Origin of the sequence: Streptomyces sp. cmx-4-9 (genome assembly GCF_046548835.1) — a bacterium.
GTDB lineage: Bacteria > Actinomycetota > Actinomycetes > Streptomycetales > Streptomycetaceae > Streptomyces.
Genome location: NZ_JAEBEE010000005.1, coordinates 64,583 through 82,215, shown reverse-complemented (window position 1 = coordinate 82,215; position 17,633 = coordinate 64,583). Strand labels below are relative to the sequence as shown.

Annotated in this window: 16 protein-coding genes; 4 read left to right on the top strand and 12 right to left on the bottom strand. The window is 73.4% G+C overall.

Annotated features, from left to right (window positions below):
• Positions 1 to 99: 99 nt before the first annotated feature.
• From ACLJTM_RS16775 to ACLJTM_RS16765, 3 genes are all read right to left on the bottom strand, one after another.
• On the bottom strand, positions 100 to 1,590 hold the full coding sequence (locus tag ACLJTM_RS16775; protein ID WP_411104397.1) for a hypothetical protein: 1,491 nt from the start codon (positions 1,588 to 1,590) through the stop codon (positions 100 to 102).
• A 99-nt stretch (positions 1,591 to 1,689) separates the two neighbouring features.
• Positions 1,690 to 2,070 carry a PPOX class F420-dependent oxidoreductase gene (locus tag ACLJTM_RS16770; protein WP_411104396.1) on the bottom strand — a complete coding sequence of 127 codons (381 nt, stop codon included), beginning with the start codon at positions 2,068 to 2,070 and terminating at the stop codon, positions 1,690 to 1,692.
• Between the two features lie 65 nt (positions 2,071 to 2,135).
• Positions 2,136 to 2,387 (bottom strand): helix-turn-helix domain-containing protein, encoded by a 252-nt coding sequence (locus ACLJTM_RS16765; protein ID WP_411104395.1) that lies wholly within the window; start codon positions 2,385 to 2,387, stop codon positions 2,136 to 2,138.
• A gap of 64 nt (positions 2,388 to 2,451) precedes the next feature.
• Between ACLJTM_RS16765 and map the strand changes: the two genes are divergently transcribed.
• On the top strand, positions 2,452 to 3,219 hold the full coding sequence (map, locus tag ACLJTM_RS16760; RefSeq protein ID WP_411104394.1) for a type I methionyl aminopeptidase: 768 nt from the start codon (positions 2,452 to 2,454) through the stop codon (positions 3,217 to 3,219).
• 11 nt (positions 3,220 to 3,230) lie between these two features.
• On the opposite strand, the gene ggt is transcribed toward map, so the two are convergent.
• Positions 3,231 to 5,030 carry a gamma-glutamyltransferase gene (gene ggt, locus ACLJTM_RS16755; RefSeq protein WP_411104393.1) on the bottom strand — a complete coding sequence of 600 codons (1,800 nt, stop codon included), beginning with the start codon at positions 5,028 to 5,030 and terminating at the stop codon, positions 3,231 to 3,233.
• A gap of 174 nt (positions 5,031 to 5,204) precedes the next feature.
• Here ggt and ACLJTM_RS16750 point away from each other — a divergent pair, with 174 nt between their 5' ends.
• Complete coding sequence (locus tag ACLJTM_RS16750) at positions 5,205 to 5,930, top strand: hypothetical protein (protein WP_411104392.1); 726 nt, start codon at positions 5,205 to 5,207, stop codon at positions 5,928 to 5,930.
• Here ACLJTM_RS16750 and ACLJTM_RS16745 read toward each other — a convergent pair.
• The 6 genes from ACLJTM_RS16745 to ACLJTM_RS16720 are packed head-to-tail and all read right to left on the bottom strand — an operon-like array spanning position 5,890 to position 12,828.
• Positions 5,890 to 7,164 carry a cytochrome P450 gene (locus tag ACLJTM_RS16745; RefSeq protein ID WP_411104391.1) on the bottom strand — a complete coding sequence of 425 codons (1,275 nt, stop codon included), beginning with the start codon at positions 7,162 to 7,164 and terminating at the stop codon, positions 5,890 to 5,892. The genes ACLJTM_RS16750 and ACLJTM_RS16745 overlap by 41 nt on opposite strands.
• 43 nt (positions 7,165 to 7,207) lie before the next feature.
• Positions 7,208 to 7,720 carry a hypothetical protein gene (locus ACLJTM_RS16740; RefSeq protein ID WP_411104390.1) on the bottom strand — a complete coding sequence of 171 codons (513 nt, stop codon included), beginning with the start codon at positions 7,718 to 7,720 and terminating at the stop codon, positions 7,208 to 7,210.
• The gene (locus ACLJTM_RS16735) at positions 7,717 to 9,123 is read right to left on the bottom strand and encodes an ATP-binding protein (protein ID WP_411104389.1); all 1,407 of its coding nucleotides are present in this window, start codon (positions 9,121 to 9,123) and stop codon (positions 7,717 to 7,719) included. The genes ACLJTM_RS16740 and ACLJTM_RS16735 overlap by 4 nt, the downstream gene beginning before the upstream one ends.
• Positions 9,124 to 9,172: 49 nt before the next feature.
• Positions 9,173 to 9,856, bottom strand: a complete 684-nt coding sequence (locus tag ACLJTM_RS16730) for a response regulator (protein ID WP_411104388.1) — start codon at positions 9,854 to 9,856, stop codon at positions 9,173 to 9,175.
• A 39-nt stretch (positions 9,857 to 9,895) separates the two neighbouring features.
• Complete coding sequence (gene murJ / locus ACLJTM_RS16725; RefSeq protein WP_411104771.1) at positions 9,896 to 11,605, bottom strand: murein biosynthesis integral membrane protein MurJ; 1,710 nt, start codon at positions 11,603 to 11,605, stop codon at positions 9,896 to 9,898.
• A 17-nt stretch (positions 11,606 to 11,622) separates the two neighbouring features.
• On the bottom strand, positions 11,623 to 12,828 hold the full coding sequence (locus tag ACLJTM_RS16720; protein WP_411104387.1) for a lipid II:glycine glycyltransferase FemX: 1,206 nt from the start codon (positions 12,826 to 12,828) through the stop codon (positions 11,623 to 11,625).
• Between the two features lie 247 nt (positions 12,829 to 13,075).
• Between ACLJTM_RS16720 and ACLJTM_RS16715 the strand changes: the two genes are divergently transcribed.
• Together ACLJTM_RS16715 and ACLJTM_RS16710 are read left to right on the top strand one after the other, a co-directional pair.
• Complete coding sequence (locus tag ACLJTM_RS16715; protein WP_411104770.1) at positions 13,076 to 14,245, top strand: Ig-like domain-containing protein; 1,170 nt, start codon at positions 13,076 to 13,078, stop codon at positions 14,243 to 14,245.
• A gap of 219 nt (positions 14,246 to 14,464) precedes the next feature.
• Positions 14,465 to 16,063: a CocE/NonD family hydrolase gene (locus ACLJTM_RS16710; RefSeq protein ID WP_411104386.1), complete on the top strand. Its 1,599-nt coding sequence runs from the start codon at positions 14,465 to 14,467 to the stop codon at positions 16,061 to 16,063.
• A gap of 36 nt (positions 16,064 to 16,099) precedes the next feature.
• Here ACLJTM_RS16710 and ACLJTM_RS16705 read toward each other — a convergent pair whose 3' ends face one another.
• Positions 16,100 to 16,978 carry an amino acid ABC transporter permease gene (locus ACLJTM_RS16705; protein ID WP_411104385.1) on the bottom strand — a complete coding sequence of 293 codons (879 nt, stop codon included), beginning with the start codon at positions 16,976 to 16,978 and terminating at the stop codon, positions 16,100 to 16,102.
• Entirely contained in the window at positions 16,975 to 17,619 is a 645-nt protein-coding gene (locus ACLJTM_RS16700; RefSeq protein WP_411104384.1) for an amino acid ABC transporter permease, read from the bottom strand. The genes ACLJTM_RS16705 and ACLJTM_RS16700 overlap by 4 nt, the downstream gene beginning before the upstream one ends.
• Positions 17,620 to 17,633 lie beyond the last annotated feature (14 nt).

The window sequence follows — 17,633 nt, the reverse complement described above, 5'->3', positions numbered from 1 at the left end:
AGGCCTCGGCACAGCGCGGGGCAAGACCGCCTTGCACGGTTGGAGTAGTCGATCACATCAGGTCGGTCAGCGGTCGATTCCGGTCAGGATCCGGGCGGTTTACGCCGTACTGATTCCGGCCACGCGCAGGGCGTGGAGCAGGTCGCGGTGCCGGGACCCGGACAGGGCGCGGGCCGCCCGGAGCAGGCGCGGGGCGAACCACTGCGGGTCGCGGCGGGCGAGGCGGGCCGCCTCCTGCGGGGTGCGGACCCGGACGAAGGCGCCGAGCAGGGCCTCGGCTTCCCGGCTGCGGCCGGCCGCGCCGAGGGCGAGGGCGGCCTCGGCGATCTCGGCGGTGGGGCGGGCCGCGCCCTGGCGCAGCAGCGCGTCGCAGTCGGCATCCCGTCCGGACCCGCCGAGGGCGGCCGCGGCGGCGGCGAGCCGCTCGGGCGGGAGCGAGGCCGCCTCCCACAGCAGGGTGGCCCAGTCGGCGGCCAGTCCGGCCCGGGTCAGTTCGGCGGCGAGGCCGGGGAGCCGCCCGGCGGGCCACGCCGCCGCCTCGCACAGCAGCACGTGGGCCTCGCCGGTCCGGCCCCGGGCGCGCAGCGTGAGCAGGTCGGCGACGAAGTCCGTGACGGGGCGGCGCGCAGGGGCGGCCGGGGCCGGGGCGCCGCCGGAGCCCGCCGGCTCGGCCTCGCCCCCCGGGCCGGCCGCGGCGCGGGCTCCGGCACCGGCGTCCGCGCCGCCCTCCACGCCGGCATCCGCATCCGCCTCGGGGTCCCCGGCGGCCCCCACGGAGGCGGCTTCGCCGACGGCGTTCGCCGCCGGGGCGGGGTCTCCGGCTGCGGCCCGGGCGGCGGCCTGCGCCGGGGCCACTGCGCCGCGGGCCGCCCCCGGACGCCCCGCAGCCCCGAAGCGCGCCCCGCGCGGCGGTGGCGCCGCCGGCCCGGGCCCGGCCTCCGGCGCGGCCGGCTGCGGTGCGTACCCCGGCGGGAGGGCGGCGCCCGGACCGGCTCCGGGGGCGGGGGCGGGGGCGGGGGCCCCGGCGTACCGGGCACCTCCGGACCGGTGCCCCCCGCGCAGCCACCGCCCCTCGGCCCGTCCGACGGCCGCCTTCGGCGGCGGCCCCGCTTCCGGTGCGGACGGCTCGGGGACGGGCGCCGGGCGGGACACCGCGGCCAGCCGCGCCGCCAGGTCCGCATGCCGGGACGTGGCCCGGGCCGCGTCGTCCCGGGTCCAGGCGATCTCCCGGTCCAGGGCCTCGGACTCCTCCCGGCCGGCCGCGCCGGCCAGCCGTGCGGACAGGGAGCGCAGGGCCGCATCCGCCTCGGCCCGCCGGGCCTGCGCCGCCAGGAGGAGGGCCTGCACCTCCGCTGCGCCGCCCGGCAGCCGGTCCCAGGCGGCGACGGCGGCGGCCCGCAGCCCGGTCGCGTACGCGGCCTCCCGCGCCGCGAACTCCTCGCCCCGCAGGGCGGCGAGGTCCCGCAGCAGCGACTCGACCACGTCCCACGGCGCCATGGCGGCGCCCTGGAGGCAGGCCCGCACTCCCTCCGGGTCCCGGCGCAGGAACTCCCCGTACCACCCCGACCCGGGGTCCAGTCGCTGGGTCAACCCCCGTAAGTAGGAGCAGAACTGACTGATCGCCGGCGCATTCGCGGTCTCCATGACCGCATTGGACACCGCGCGCGTTACAGGCGGGCTACGGGAGTCTCAAAGCTTGACGGCGATCGCGGTGTGCGGCCGCTTGCCCCGGCGCCAGAGCGCGGCGGGCACGTCCAGCATCCAGAACTGCCAGGTGTACTTGCGCGACATCAGCCGGCGCACCCGGTGCAGTCCCGCCCCGTCCAGCAGCCGCGCCTGCCCCTCCAGCACCGGCGCCCCCTCCGCCACGCGTCCGCGCACGTCGCAGGGGCTCACGGTGACCCGCCCGTCGGCGCGGATCCGCTTGACCTTCCACGCGTCGCTGCGCGTCCATACGTACAGCTCCCCGCCGTCGGCCACCGCCCAGACCGGGGTCGCCACGGGCGTGCCGTCCTTGCGGAAGGTGGTGAGGCTGACGTACCGCGCCGTGCCGAGCTCTTCGATCGTCATCCCCCGACCCTAAGCCGTCTCCCCCGGCTCCGCCGACGAGGTCGGCAGCCGGGTGCGGACCCGGGTCAGGCGGGAACGAAGGCGCAGCGGCGCAGCACGTCGTCCAGGGACAGGCCGAGGGCCTCGGCGACGGCGGCGACGGTGAAGAAGGCGGGCGTGGGCGCCCGGCCGGTCTCGATCTTGCGGAGGGTTTCGGGGGAGAGTCCGGCGCGGGCCGCGACCTCGACCATGCTGCGGCCGCCGCGGGCTTCGCGCAGCAGCGCGCCGAGGCGCTCGCCGCGCTCGCGCTCTTCAGGGGTGAGGGGGGTTCGGACCATGCCCCCATGCTACCCGGCTCCCCCATAACCATACCGTTAAAGTTATACCGGTACAGTTATTGGCATGGTGGAACTCAAGACAGCAGAGTCGATCGAGCAGATGCGCGCGCCGGGGCGGGTCGTCGCGACCGCCCTGGACGCCGTGCGGCAGCGGGCAAGGGTCGGCGTGAGCCTGCGGGACCTGGACCGGACGGCCCACGAGGTGCTCCGCGCGGCGGGCGCGACCTCGCCCTTCCTCGGCTACCGGCCGCCGTTCGCGCCGGTGCCCTTTCCCGCCGTGCTGTGCGTCTCGGTCAACGACGCGATCGTGCACGGCATCCCCGGCGACTACCGGCTCCGGGACGGCGACCTGGTCAGCGCCGACTTCGGGGCGGAACTCGGCGGCTGGGCCGGCGACGCGGCGATCAGCTTCACCGTCGGGCGGGCGCGGCCGGCGGACCTGCGGCTGATCGAGACCGCCGAGGCGGCGCTCGCCGCAGGCATCGCCGCGGCCGTGCCCGGGAACCGGATCGGGGACATCGCCCACGCGATCGGCACGGTGTGCCGCTCCGCCGGGTACGGCATTCCCGACGGCTTCGGCGGCCACGGCATCGGCCGCAGCATGCACGAGGACCCCGGCGTGCCCAACGAGGGCCCGCCGGGGCGCGGTGTGCGGCTGCGCCGCGGCATGGTCCTCGCCATCGAGCCGATGCTGATCGCGGGCGGCACGGACGACTACTCCTGCGACGAGGACGGCTGGACCCTGCGGACCGTCGACGGCAGCCGCGCCGCCCACGCGGAGCACACGGTCGCGATCACCGACGACGGGCCGCGGATCCTCACCGCCCTGTGACGGCGCCGCGGTTACGGGTTTCCGCGCGGGTGGACCACCATCGCCGAGCCGCCCCCGCGCCGGCTCTTCTCGGCGGCCGCCAGCCAGCGCCCGTCCGGCAGCCGCTGGATGCCGGTGGCCGCGCCGATCTCGGGGTTCTGTCGGAAGCCCTGCCCGAGCGCCTCCAGTTCGGCCCGCAGCGGGCTGTTCCACAGCCCCGGTTCCAGCTCGGTGGTGGCCTGGTTGCGCTGGCTGGCCCGGGGGGCGGCGATCGCGTCGACCAGCGGGAGACCGCGGTCCAGGTGGCCGGTCAGGGTCTGGAGCACGGTCGTGATGATGGTGGCCCCGCCCGGGGAGCCCACGGCCAGGACGGGCCGTCCGTCCTCCAGCACGATGGTCGGGGACATCGATGAACGCGGCCGCTTGCCGGGGCCGGGCAGGTTCGGGTCCGGGACCCCGGCTGCGGCCGGCGCGAAGGAGAAGTCGGTCAGCTCGTTGTTGAGCAGGAAGCCGCGTCCCGGGACGGTGATGGCACTGCCGCCGGTGGACTCGATGGTCAGGGTGTAGGAGACGACGTCGCCCCAGCGGTCGGCGACCGTCAGGTGCGTGGTGTTCTCCCCCTCGTACGTGGTGGGGGCGGCCCGCCCGGTCGTCGCGCACGGCTCGGGGCGGCGCGGGTCGCCGGGCGCCAGCGGGCTGGTCAGCGCCCGGTCCGGGGAGATCAGGCAGCCCCGCGCGTCGGCGAACCGCTGGGAGAGCAGCTCCCGGGTCGGCACGTCCTGGGCCGCCGGGTCCCCGACCCAGCGGCCGCGGTCGGCGAAGGAGATCCGCGAGGCCTCGATGAACCGGTGCAGGTACTGGGCTTCGGACAGGGAGCCCAGGTCGGTGCGCTCCAGGATGTTGAGGGCCTCACCGACGGTGGTGCCACCCGAGGAGGACGGCGCCATGCCGTAGACGTCCAGGCCGCGGTAGCCCACCCGGGTCGGGGCCTGCCGCTTCGTGGCGTACGCCCGCAGGTCGCCGGTGGTCAGGTCGCCGGAGCGGACGGTGCGGGTGGCCGCGGGGTCGACCGGGGGCTTGCGGACGGCCCGGACGATGTCCTCGGCGATCGGGCCGCGGTAGAGCGCGCCCGCGCCCTTGCGGCCGAGTTCCGCGTAGGTCGCGGCGAGGTCGGGGTTCTTGAAGGTGGAGCCGACCACCGGCAGCGCGCCGCCCGGCAGGAACAGCTTCGACGTCGCCGGGAAGTCCCTGAAGCGGGCCTCGTTGGCGGCCGTCTGGGCCCGGAAGGTGGAGTCGACGGTGAAGCCTTCCCGGGCCAGTTTCTCCGCGGGCTTCAGCAGGCGGTCCAGGGGGCGGGTGCCCCAGGCGTCGAGGGCGCTCTTCCAGGTCGCGGGGGTGCCGGGGACGCCGACGCCGCGGCCGCTGGTCTGGCCCTCCTCGAAGGGGATCGGCAGTCCGTCCTCCTGGAAGAGGGACGCGGTGGCCGTCGCCGGGGCGGTCTCGCGGCCGTCGATGGTCTGCACCCGGCCGGAGGAGGCGTCGTAGTGGACGAAGTAGCCGCCGCCCCCGATGCCCGCCGAGTACGGCTCGGTGACCCCGAGGGCCGCGGCGGTCGCGACGGCCGCGTCGACGGCGTTGCCGCCCGACCTCAGGACGGCGATGCCCACGGCGGAGGCGTCGGCGTCGACACTGGCGACGGCCCCGCCGTACCCCACGGCCACCGGGACCTTGGCCGGGGCGGCGGAGGGCGACGGCGGGGCCGTCGCCCCCGTGGAGAGGAGCGCCCCGACGAGGGCGAGCAGCGGGAGCGCACGTGCGGCAGGACGGTGCATGGCGGACCTCCGGTCGGCAGCGTCCGCCGAGCCTAGCGGCCGGGGTGCCGCCCCGTCAGGGGACCGGCCCGCAGGCCTGCGGGCGGGTGGCCCGGCGCGGGGGCGGCCGGATGCGCCGTCCGGCCGTCCCGGCCGGTCTCTGCACCGCCGGCCCGATGCCCTAGCATCCCGCGCATGAACGACGACGTGCGCAACATCGTGCTCGGGGTGGCGGCCACCGCCCTCAGCGGCGGGTTCGGCTGGTTCTTCCGCACCTACCTCTGGCGCCGCGCGCTCCGCCGCAAGCAGGCCTTCTTCGGTCTGCCCACGGGCTCCGACTGCCTGTTCGTGGTGAACCGGCAGATGGGCGGCACGGATTCCTCCCTGCACCGCAACGACGCCTTCGCGCTGCTGGAGATATCCGCCCTGATCAAGGACTGCGGGGCGAACGTGCAGATCGTCACCCACGACGCGGCCCGGCAGGGCTTCGGCGAGCGGGCCGAGTTCTGTGTGGGCGGACCCGTCTCCAATGCCCGTACGACGGCGCACCTCGCCTCCATGCTGCCGGGCGTGCGGGTCGACCTCAGCACCGAGGCGGGGCCCGACCGGGGGGCCATCCAGGTGGGCGGGGAGACGTACCGCTGGGAGAAGGGGGTGGCCGAGTACGTGCTGCTGGCCCGGCTGACCGGCGGACGGGACTCCCGGCCGGTGTTCCTGCTGTCGGGGCAGACCGCCAACAGCAACCAGGCCGCTGCCCGCTACCTGGCCAGGCACCACACCCGCCTCGCCCGGGAGTACCGCAACGGGTCGTTCTGCATCGTGCTGAAGGTCGTCAACTCCGATGCCTACGGGCCCGATGTGACGGAACTGGCGGCGGATGTCACCGGGGCGGCCCGGACACCCGCAGCGGCAGCCGCGTGATCCCGTTGATGAAGTTGGAGACCAGCCGGCGCGGCGGTCCGGCCAGTTCCGGTGCGGGCAGCAGGCGGGGCCACTCCTCGTAGAGGGTGCGCAATTGGAGCCGGGCGAAGTGGGCGCCGAGGCAGACGTGCGGTCCGTCGCCGAAGGAGACGTGCGCATTGGGTGTCCGGCCCAGGTCGAGGCGGCCGGGGTCGGCGAAGACGCGTCCGTCGTGGTTGGCGGAGGCGTGGAAGACGACCACCTTGTCCCCCGCCCGGATCCGCTGTCCCGCCAGTTCGGTGTCGGCGGCGGCGGTGCGGCGGAAGCTGAGCACCGGCGGGTGGACGCGCAGCAGTTCCTCCACGGCGCGGTCCACGGGCACCTCTCCGGCGGCGAGCTGCCGGTAGGCCCCCGGTGCACGGGCCAGCGCGAGGAGCCCGCCGGGGGCGGCGCTGCGTACGGTGTCGTTGCCGGCGACGGTGAGCAGGAAGAAGAACATCTCCAGTTCGGCGGGGTCCAGTCCGGCGTGTGCCAGGGCGGTCATCACGTCGTCGCCGGGGTGCGCCCGCTTGTGGGCGGCCAGGGAGCGGGCGTAGCCGAACATCTCGCCGAGCAGCGCCGGGGAGCGCGGGTTGAGCGGTGCGCCGTCGGGTCCGAGGAGCGGCGCGGGAGCGTCCTCGGGATCCTGGTAGCCGATGATCCGTACGGTCCAGTCCAGGAGCAGGCCCCGGTCGGCCGGCGGGATGCCGAGCAGGTCGGTCAGGTTCAGCAGGGCGTACTCGTCGGTGACGGTGCGCACCAGGTCGGCGGCGCCGTCCTCGACCTGCTCCCGGGCGGCGCCGAGCAGGGCGCGGGCCCGTTCCCGCACCCGGCCGGCGAAGGCGTCGACCCGGGCGGGGGTGAAGGCGCGGGCGACCAGGCGCCGCAGCCGGCCGTGCTGCCCGGCGGCTTCGGCGGGGTCCTGGTTGAGCATGGTGCGGCGCAGGAACGGCAGGTCGGCGGGGTCGGGGTCGCGGATCTGGGTGGCTCCGGCCCAGGACGAGTACGTGCGGTGGTCGCGCAGGACCCGTACGGCGTCGGCGTGCCGGGTGACCGCCCAGAAGCCGGGTCCGGCGGGCCAGCCCATGACCTCCGGCTCCGGCTGCCAGGCCACCGGGTGGTGCTCGCGCAGCAGCCGGTAGCGCTCGTGCGGGATGCCCTCGGCGTAGATCCGGGGGTCGAAGACGTCGGGCACATCGGGGAGGCCGGGGTCCATGGGGTCACCGTGGCCGCCGCGGGCACCTCGTGCAAGAGGGCGTTCAGCGTCCGGCGGCGCAGGGCGTCTCGTAACCGGTGGCGTCCGGACCGCGCAGCATCACCTGGACGTCGGCGGCTTCGCTCCCGGCGGCGGCCTCCACGGTGCACACCAGCTGGCGGCGGGCGAGCCGGGAGAGGTCGCCGATCTTGAAGGGGACCCTGACCTCCACGGTCCCGGGGCTGACGAGCGTGACCCCGACGGGCCCGGTCTGGTCTCCCTCGACCACGGGCAGCCGGGTGCCGAGGCCGGCGGCCCGTTCCTGCGGGCCCGGCCCGGCGAGCAGCCGCAGCAGGGTGCCTGTGGGGGACGAGGGCGGGGAGTCGACCTGGGAGGAGGGCAGGAGCCGGTCGTCGGGGGTGACGAAGTAGACCACGCCCGACCGGTCGCGCGGCCCGATGATGACGGTGGCCGGGGACCCGCTCTCGACGACCCCGGTGGGGGTGATCCCGCAGCCGGCGAGCGTGAGCGGGCCCAGCAGGGCCGTGGCGGCGGCAACCGTGCGGAGCCGGTTCATGCGCGGGCCTCCGCGGGCATGTCGATGGTGAACACGGCGCCTGCTGCCGGTCCGTTGGCGGCGTGCAGGGTGCCCCCGTGCAGCCGTACGTTCTCCAGGGTGATGGCGAGGCCCAGGCCGCTGCCCGCCGAGCGGGTGCGGGCGGAGTCGGCCTTGAAGAACCGGTCGAAGATGTGCGGCAGCACCTCGGGGGCGATACCGGGTCCGCTGTCGGCGACCTCGATCAGCAGCCGCTCCCCGTCGGGGCCGGGCCGGTTGGCGACGGTGACCGAGACGGGGGCGCCGCCGTGCCGGAGGGCGTTGCCCACGAGATTGGCGAGGACCACGTCGAAGCGGCGCGGGTCGAGCCGGGCGCGCACGCCGCTCGGCAGCTCGGTGGTGACCCGCCCGTCGTCCCAGTGGCGGCGCTCCAGGGTCTTGGTGACGGCCAGGGCGATGTCCACTTCGTCGAGGTTGAGCTCGGCGGCGCGCGCGTCGAACCGGGAGATCTCCATCAGGTCCTCGACGAGTACGGCGAGTTTGCCGGTCTCGGCGCTGATCAGCCGCAGGGCCTTGGCGGTGTCGGGGTCCAGGTGCTCGGCGTCCTCGTCCAGCACCTCGGTGACGGCGAGCATCCCGGCCAGCGGGGTGCGCAGTTCGTGGGAGACGTCGGCGGCGAAGCGGCGGGCCCGGGCCTCCGCGTCCCGCAGTTCGCTCACCGACTGTTCGAGGGCGCCGGCGGTCTCGTTGAAGGTACGGGCCAGGCCGGCGAGTTCGTCGGAGCCCCTGACCTCGATGCGGGTGTCGAGACGGCCCCGGCCGAGCCGTTCGGCGGCGCGGCGCATGTCGCGTACCGGGCGCAGCACGCTGCGCGCGGCGAGCAGGGCGGGGACCACCGCGATGGCGAGGCCGGGGATGGCGCCCTGCTGCGCGGCGTCGACCATCGCGTCGACCATGTCCCGCTCGGTGGTCAGGGGCATCACGGCGTAGAAGACGAGCCCGGTGGGTTCCTGGCGTCCCATCTGGGCGAAGACGGCCGGGATGCCCACGGTGAGGTAGGGGGCGCCGCCGGGCTCCTCCACCCGCTGGAAGGCCCCGTGCGGGTTCCCGGAGATCTGCCGGCGGAGCTGTTCGGTGACCACGGAGGAGGTGGCCGGGTCGATGTTCGAGGAGGCGCGCAGTTCGCCGTACTCGCCGAAGACCACCCACGGGTGCGGTTTCCCGCGTTTGCCGAGGTCGGTGACGGCGGCCTGGAGGGTGGCCTGGTCCATGGGGAGCTGGTAGGCCTTGGAGTCGATCTGGTCGCGCAGGGTGCTCACGGCCGTGTCCTGGCTCTGCGTGAGGATCGCGGTGCGCGCCCTCTGGTACGTGAGGGCGGCCGTGCCCACCGCGCTGATCGCGGCGACCAGCAGGAAGGCGGCCATCAGCCTAGTGCGCAGGCCGAGCGGGGCTGTGCGTGCCACTGCGCGCGCCCTACAGCGGACCGAAGCGGTAGCCGAAGCCGCGCACGGTCTGGATGTAGCGGGGGCCGGCCGCGGGGTCCTCCACCTTGTGGCGCAGCCGGCGCACGCAGGCGTCCACGAGGCGGGCGTCGGCGTGGTAGCTGTGGTCCCACACGTACTCCAGCAGCTGCTGGCGGGAGAAGACCTGCTCGGGTGAGGCCGACAGGTGCAGCAGGAGTTTGATCTCGCTGGGCGCGAGGGGGATGCGCTCGCCGTTCTTGGCGACGGTCAGCCCTGCCCGGTCGACGGCCAGCTCCCCGTGGAACTCGACTCCGGGGCGCTGGCCGGCCGGATCGTGCAGCCGCCGCAGGACGGCTTTGACGCGGGCCTCGATGACCTCGGTGCGAGCGGGTTTGACGATGTAGTCGTCGGCGCCGGCTTCGAGGCCGACGACTATGTCGAAGTCGTCGCCGCGCGCGGTGAGCATGATGATCGGCACCTCGCTGGTGTCCCGGATGCGGCGGCAGACCTGCACGCCGTTGATCCCCGGCAGCATCAGGTCGAGCAGGACCAGTTCGGGGCGGAAGCCCGCCATCAGGCCGAGGCCTTCCTCGCCGGTCTCCGCCGCGCTCACCTCGTGGCCGCGCCGGCGCAGGCCGAGGGCGACTCCTTCCCGGATGGAAGGGTCGTCCTCGATCAGGAGTATGCGTGGCATCGGGTCAGTGTCCCAGGGTCCTTCGGGGCCCGCCTCCCGCTAACGGCCGGTCTTCCGGCGCAGGGAGCCGAGCAGGTCGGTGATCTCCGTCAGGCGCAGCGGCCCGGCGAGCAGGATGACGACCAGGGCGATGGCGGCGGTTCCCGATCCGGCCGCGGCGAGGTCCCCGAACCGGTCCGCGGCCCGGGCGGCGCCGTACCCGGCGGCGGCCGCGGGCAGGCAGGCGGCCAGCAGCCTCAGGTGGGTGCGCAGCGCCGTGGCGCGGCGTTCGCTGCGCGGGCCGCGGCGGGGTCCGAGCCTGCGGGAGAGGACGTACGCGGTGGCGGCGGCGCCGGCGGTGAAGGCGACGGAGGAGGCCGCGGCCATGCCGGTGACCGCCCAGCGCGGGGACAGCAGGGCGTACGCGGCCACGGACAGCGCGGCGTTCGACGCGGCGATGACCAGGTTGAGGAAGAACGGGGTGCGGGTGTCGGACAGGGCGTAGAAGCCGCGGGAGAGGACGTACTGCGCGGAGAAGGCGACCAGCCCGGGGGCGAACGCGGCCAGCATGCCCGCCATGGCCTCGATGTCGGCGGGGCCGGTGCGCCCGTATCCGAAGACGCTGCCCATCACCCAGGGGGCGAGGACGGCGAAGGCGGTGGCGGCGGGCACCACGAGCGCGGCGCTGGAGCGCAGCGCGTACGAGACCTCCCGGCGCACGGCGGCGAGGTCGCCGTCGGCGGCGGCCGCGCTCATGCGGGGCATCAGGGCGGTGACGAGGGAGACGGTGACGATGCCCTGGGGGACGATCCACAGCTGGTAGGCGTTGCTGTAGGCGGTGTAACCCGCGCCGCCCGCAAGGCCGGCGGCGGCCGCCTGGGCCCCGGTGGCGGTGGAGAGCCGGGTGACGACCCAGTAGGCGATCTGGTTGGTGAGGACGAGCATCACCAGCCAGCCGGCGTTGCGCAGCGGACGGCCGAGTCCGCTGCCCCGCCAGTCGAAGCGGGGGCGCCAGCGGAAGCGGGCCGCGCGCAGCGAGGGGACCAGTGCGAGGGCCTGGACGACGATGCCGGCGGTGGTGCCGATGCCCAGGAGGCGGGTGTCGGCGGCGGTCAGGCTTCCGTCCGCGTCGTGGGAGAGCTGGAGGAAGAGCCCGAAGACGCCGATGATCACGAGGTTGTTGAGGACCGGCGTCCACATCATCGCGCCGAACCGGCCGCGGGCGTTGAGCACCTGGCCGAGCAGGGTGAACAGTCCGTAGAAGAGGATCTGCGGGAGGCAGTAGCGGGCCAGGGCCGTCGTGGTGGCCGCCTGGGCCCCGCTGTAGTCGGTGTAGGCGGTGACGATCAGCGGGGCCCAGACGACGGCCGCGGCGGTCAGGGCCAGCAGGGCGGCGGTGCAGGCGGTCAGCAGCCGGTCGGTGTAGGCGGAGCCGCCGTCGGCGTGCTCCTTGGCGGCCCGGACCAGTTCGGGGACGAACACCGCGTTCAGGGCGCCGCCGATGAGCAGCATGTAGAGGATGTTGGGGACCGTGTTGGCGACGGCGTAGCCGTCGCCGAGCAGTCCGGTGCCGAGCGCCGCCACGACGACGGCCGAGCGCACGAAGCCGGTGGCGCGGGAGACGACCGAGCCGGCCGCCATGAGCGCACCGCTGCGCAGGACGGAGTCCTTCGCGGGGGCGGCGGGCGCGGGCGCGGGCGCGGAGGGGGCCTGCGGCCCGGCGTCGGCGTCGGGGCTGGGGAGGGGGACGGGGGTGGTGGGGGTGGGGATGGAGGTGGTGCCGTGGTTCACCGGCGGGCCAGGTACGCCTGGAAGGCCTTGTAGAGCGCCGTGTTGGCGTATCCGTCCATCGGGGTCTCCCACTCGCCGAGCGTCTCGACGACCTGTCCGCCGGTGCCGAGCTTCCAGCGCAGCAGCCCGAAGGAGCGTTCGTCGGGGTCAAGGGTGGAGGGTACCCCGCGCATGTCGTACTCCTGTGCGCCGAGGGCGTGTGCATCGCACATCATGCGCCACTGCAGGGCGTTGCTGGGCCGCACCTCGCGGCGGTGGTCGGCGGAGGCGCCGGTCTGGTACCAGACCCGGCTCCCGGCGACGACCATGGTGTGTGCGGCGAGGATCTCCCCCTGGTGGATGCCCAGGTAGAGCCGCATCCTGCCGGGCTCCTCGGCGTTGAGGACCGCGTACTGCTGCTCGTAGTACGCCAGGGAGCGGCCGAGCCGGAAGCCGTCGCGCTCCTCGGTGAGGCGCAGCAGCCGGTAGAACGCGGGGAGGTCGGCGGCGGTGCCCACGACCGTCTCCACCCCGGCCTTGGCGGCCTTGCGGACATTGCGCCGCCACTCCTGGTTCAGGCCGGACCACAGCTCGTCCGGGGAGCGTCCCGCCAGCGGGACGCGGAAGACGTGGCGGGGCTGGGCGTCGCCGTCGTCCTCGCCGCCGCAGCGCTTCCAGCCGCGGGTGCGCAGCCGGTCGGCGAGGGCCGCTCCGACCGGGTCCACCTCGGTGGCGAGGACGTCGGAGATCTGGCGGCCTGGCCCGGTGGCCGCCTTGGCGGTGGCGGCGTCCCAGCGCCGGTAGGCGGGGGTGGGGCCGATCCGCACCGCGAAGGCGCCGGCGGCCTTCAGATGCCGCATGAGCGGGGCCAGCCAGCGGTCGATCCGCGGGTCGGACCAGTCGGCGACGGGACCTTCGGGCAGGTAGGCGAAGTATTTACGGGTGCCGGGGAATTGGCGGAAGAGGACGAGTCCGGCACCTTCCATTTCTCCGTCCGGGTAGTGCCATCCGACCCTTTCCGAATGCCAGAGGTCCTTTACCGAGGCCCAGGACGGGTACTGGAGAAAGCTCGCCGCCCCGTTCCGGGAGAGGAAGGCCTGGTACTCGGGGACCGACAGGGTGCGCACGGTCAGCTCGCGGTCCTGGTCCCGGCGCCGGTCCTGGCGCTGGTCCCGGTGCTGGTCCCGGTGCTGGCGGGCGGGGGTCACGAGCAGGGCACACATGGCTGATCGTCCTTCCTGTACGTCCTGGGGGATGTGACGAACCCTCACGTGTGCCGGTGACCGGAGTGCGCGGCGATGATGACCGGACGGTGACCGTTGTGCTGCGGTCCATGTCACAAGGAAAAGCAGGACCTTTTCGGCGGAATGCGCAACCTAAGGTCGTGCCGTTCGCATCTACGCCTGCGAACGCATCGTTCATCCCGCTGATTGAAGGGGCCCTTCGTTGAGCCGCACACGCCGCACCGCCATGGCGGGCACCGCACTCCTGGCCGCCGCACTGACCGCCTGCTCGGGCGGGAGCGGGAGCGGCGGGTCCGCCGACGGCAAGGCCGAGCTGAAGCAGAAGCCGGAGATGGCGGTTTCGGTGAACCTCACGGGCGATCAGGTCAAGGCGGGCGGGCCGGTCACGGTGACCGTCGCGGCGGGCAGGCTGGCCCAGGTGAAGGTGACTGACGCCAAGGGCGCCGAGCTGCCCGGGAAGATAGCCGACGACGGCAGGACCTGGACCTCCGAGCGCAATGCGCCGCCCGGAGCGGAGTACAAGGTCGAGGCGCAGAACACCGAGAGCCAGAGCGCCACCGCGCAGTTCAGGACCAGCGCCGCCGACAAGGTGAACAAGGTCTCGATCAACCTGCCCAAGGGCAGCACGGTGGGCGTGGCCATGCCCGTCTCGCTCGTCTTCGACAACCCGGTGACGAACAAGGCCGAGGTGGAGAAGCAGCTCAAGGTGACCGCCTCCGACAACGCGGAGGGCTCCTGGGGGTGGGTCAAGGACTACTCCGGCAACGACCGCGTCGACTGGCGGCCCAAGGAGTTCTGGAAGCCCGGCACCGACGTGAAGGTCGAGATGAAGCTGAACGGGGTGGATTCCGGCAAGGGCGGCGGCATCTTCGCCCGGGACTACGCCACCGAGTTCAAGATCGGCAAGGACCGGCGGATCCAGGTCAGTCTCGACACGAAGAAGATGTCGGTGACGGAGGACGGCCAGACGGTCAAGACGATCCCCGTCTCGGCGGGCACGCCCGGCGGCAAGAAGGCCTCCTGGTCCGGGAAGATGGTGATCATGTCGAAGGAGGGCACCATCCGGATGGACTCCCAGACGGTGGGCCTGGACGATGCCTACGACAAGATGGTCGACTACTCGATGCGGCTCACCTGGTCGGGCATGTACGCCCACGCCGCCCCGTGGAACGCCGCGAACTTCGGCCGCGCGAACTCCAGTTCCGGCTGTGTGGGGATGAGCGACGCCGACGCCAAGGAGTTCTTCGCGCAGTCCCAGGTGGGTGACCCCTTCGAGGTGGTCGGCGAGGGCTCCAAGGGCAATGCCGAACTCGGCAACGGCTACGGCGAGTGGAACCTGAGCTGGGACCAGTGGAAGGCGAAGAGCGCCCTGGCCGGCTCCCCGCAGAACGGCTGATCCCCCGCGGGACGGGTTCCGGCCGCCGCCAGGGTGGCGGGGTCCCCTCCGGAACGCCTGGGGGGCGCCCTGGGGAGCGCTTCCGGAGTGCCTCCCGCAGCAGCTGCTGACTCTTGTTCAATTGTTACCACCACGTAACTTACCGACGGGTTACCCTCGGTAAGCCCTCGCCGTTACCGTCGGGTCACTTTGACCCCCCGCGTACGCGAGGAGCGACCGATGGAACGCACCACCACCGCCGCGGCCCTGACCGCCCTGCTGGCGGCAGCCGCCCTGGGCCTGGCCCCCCACCAGGCCCGGGCAGCTGCCCCCGCATCCGTCGCGGCCGTCGCCGCCGACTCCCCGGCAGCCTCGCCGGAGCTGCGCTTCCACGACATCCCCGGCTCCGGCGGCATCACCCTCAAGGGCAACGTCTTCACCCCGGCCGACGCGGTCGCCGGCCGCAGGTACCCGCTGATCGTGCTGCCCACCAGTTGGGGCATGCCCCAGATCGAATACGTGGTCCAGGCCAAGAAGCTCGCCGACTCCGGCTACGTCGTGGTCAGTTACACCTCGCGCGGCTTCTGGCTCTCCGGCGGCGAGATCGAGGTGGCCGGCCCGCCGGACGTGGCCGACGTCTCCGCCGTCATCGACTGGGCCCTCGCCGGCACCCCCGCCGACCCGGCCCGCGTGGGCCTCGGCGGGGTCTCGTACGGGGCGGGCATCAGCCTGCTGGCCTCCGCACACGACCCGCGCATCAAGGCCGTGGTCGCCCTCAGCGGCTGGGCCGACCTCATCGAGTCCATCTACTCCGGCCGCACCCAACACCTCCAGGCCGCCGGAATGCTCGGCGCCGCCGGCTACCTCACCGGCCGCCCGGGACCCGAACTGAAGACCATCCTCGGTGACTTCCTCGGCTCACGGCTGGAGAAGGAGCAGGCGATGATCGAGTGGGGCAGGAAGCGCTCGGCCGCCGAGCAGGTGGACCGGATCAACGCCAACGGCGCAGCGATCATGATGGGCAACGCCTGGGGGGACACCATCTTCCCGCCCAACCAGTACGCCGAGTTCTTCGACCGGCTGACCGGCCCCAAGCGCCTGGAGTTCCGGCCCGGGGACCACGCCACCGCCGAGGGCACCGGACTCCTCGGCCTGCCCAACGACACCTGGACCAACGCGCACCGCTGGTTCGACCGCCACCTCAAGGGCGAGCGCAACGGAATCGACGCCGAGGCCCCCGTCCAGCTGAAGTCCCGCAGCAACGACGGCTACGAGGGGTACCCGGACTGGAAGTCGGTGGGCGCCGGCGGCACGGAGAAGCTGGCGCTCTCCGACAGCGAGCACGTCTTCGCCAACGTCGATTCCGGGGCCAACGGCGGCATCCTCTTCCTCTCCAGCATCCTCGACCAGTTCACCAAGGCCCCGCCGACCGCCTCGATCCCCCTCCTCCCCCGCGCCTTCGCCGCCGTCTGGCAGTCCGGGCGCTACGACGAGGCCCGCCGGATCCGCGGCACGGTCGCGGTGCACACCACCGTCACGCCCACCAAGGCCGACGGCACCTTCGTCGCCTACCTCTACGACGTCGGCCCGCTCGGCATCGGCAAGCTGGTGAGCAACGCGCCGTACACCTTCCACGGCCGCGCCCCGGGCCAGGCCTTCGGCGTGGACCTGGAGCTGTTCTCCACCGCCTACGACGTACCCGCGGGCCACCGGCTCGCTCTGGTCATCGACACCGTCGACCCGCTCTACATCGAGCACAACCCTTCCGGCGCGCAGCTGACCTTCTCCTCGCCGCGCACCGATCCCTCGTACGTCTCGGTACCGCTGCGCGAGCAGTGATCCACGGCTGCCGCCGGGCGGGCCGGCCCTTCGGAGCTACCTGCCCGGCAGCACCGTTCCCGGATCGGTGCCGGCGACCTCGACGGCGCTGGTCTTGACATTGCCCCGCTCCCGGCGCGCCACCCAGGTGGCGAACCAGGAGAGCAGCATGCACATCCCGATGTACACGGGCGAAATGATCATCACGACGGGGATGAACGGCAGGTCGTAGTCGAGGTTCGAGGCGATGAGCTTGCCCGCGTGCAGGAACTCCTCGTAGGTGATCAGGAAGCCGAGCGAGGTGTCCTTCAGCGCCACCACCAGCTGGCTGATGATGGTGGGCAGCATCGCCCGGACCGCCTGCGGGGCGAGGACGTGGGTCATCACCTGCGTCTTGCGCATGCCCAGGGCGTACGCCGCCTCGCGCTGCCCCTTGTCCACCGCGTTGACGCCGGTGCGGAAGACCTCGGCGAGCACCGAGCCGTTGTACAGGGTCAGGCCCGCCACGAGAGCGGGCAGCGGCTGGACCTTCAGGGCCACGAAGATGAAGAAGATCATCACCAGCACGGGCATGGCCCGGAAGAACTCCACGCACAGGGTGGACAGCCACCGCAGGGGCCGGTGGACCGAGAGCCGTCCGGTGGCGAGCACCGCCCCCAGCACCAGGGAGAGCACCGAGGCGTAGGCGAAGGCCTTCAGCGTGTTGCCCAGGCCCCTGAGCAGCAGCTCCTGGATTCCCTTGTAGGTGAAGGGGCTCCATTTGGCGGCGGTGAACTGGTCGGTGTCGAAGAGCAGGTAGAGCAGCCAGCCGACCAGGGCGAGGATCAGCACGGTCGAGCCGATCCCGTAGAGGGCGTGCCGGCGCCGGGCCTGCGGGCCCGGGATGTCGTAGAGGGCGGTGGACTGCGTGTCCCCGTACAGCGCGTGCGCGGTCATCGGGCGACTCCGTAGCGCTTCTCCAGCACGTGGAACAGCGCGCTGATGGACAGGGTGATGATCAGGTAGCCGACGGCGATCCAGACGAAGGTCCAGACGATGCTGTACCCCAGTTCGTTGAGGGTCTTGTAGGTCCCCAGCAGCTCGGTGACGCTGAAGGCCCCGGCGATCGCGGAGTTCTTGGCCAGGGCGATCAGGGTGGAGCCGATGGGCGGGATCACCGAGCGGAACGCCTGGGGCAGGACGACCGTGCCCAGCGTCTGCCCGAAGCTCATGCCCAGGCTGCGGGCGGCCTCGCCCTGCCCCTTGGGCACGGTGTTGATGCCCGAGCGCAGCACCTCGCAGATGAAGGCGGAGGTGTAGCAGCCCAGCGCCAGGACGGCGAAGAGCTGGAAGGGCAGCACCAGCCCGAAGCGGGGCAGGCCCAGCAGGACCGCGAAGAAGAGCAGGGTGAGCGGGGTGTTGCGCAGGACGGTCACCCAGACCGTGCCGAAGACCCGGAAGGACCCCACGGGCGCGACCCGGCAGGAGGCCATCAGGAAACCCAGGACCAGGGCGAGCAGGGAGGCGTAGACGGTCAGTTCGACGGTGCCGAGGAAGCCCTTCCCGTAGAGCGCGAAGTTGTCGGTGAGTACGTTCATGGCGGTGCCCTCTC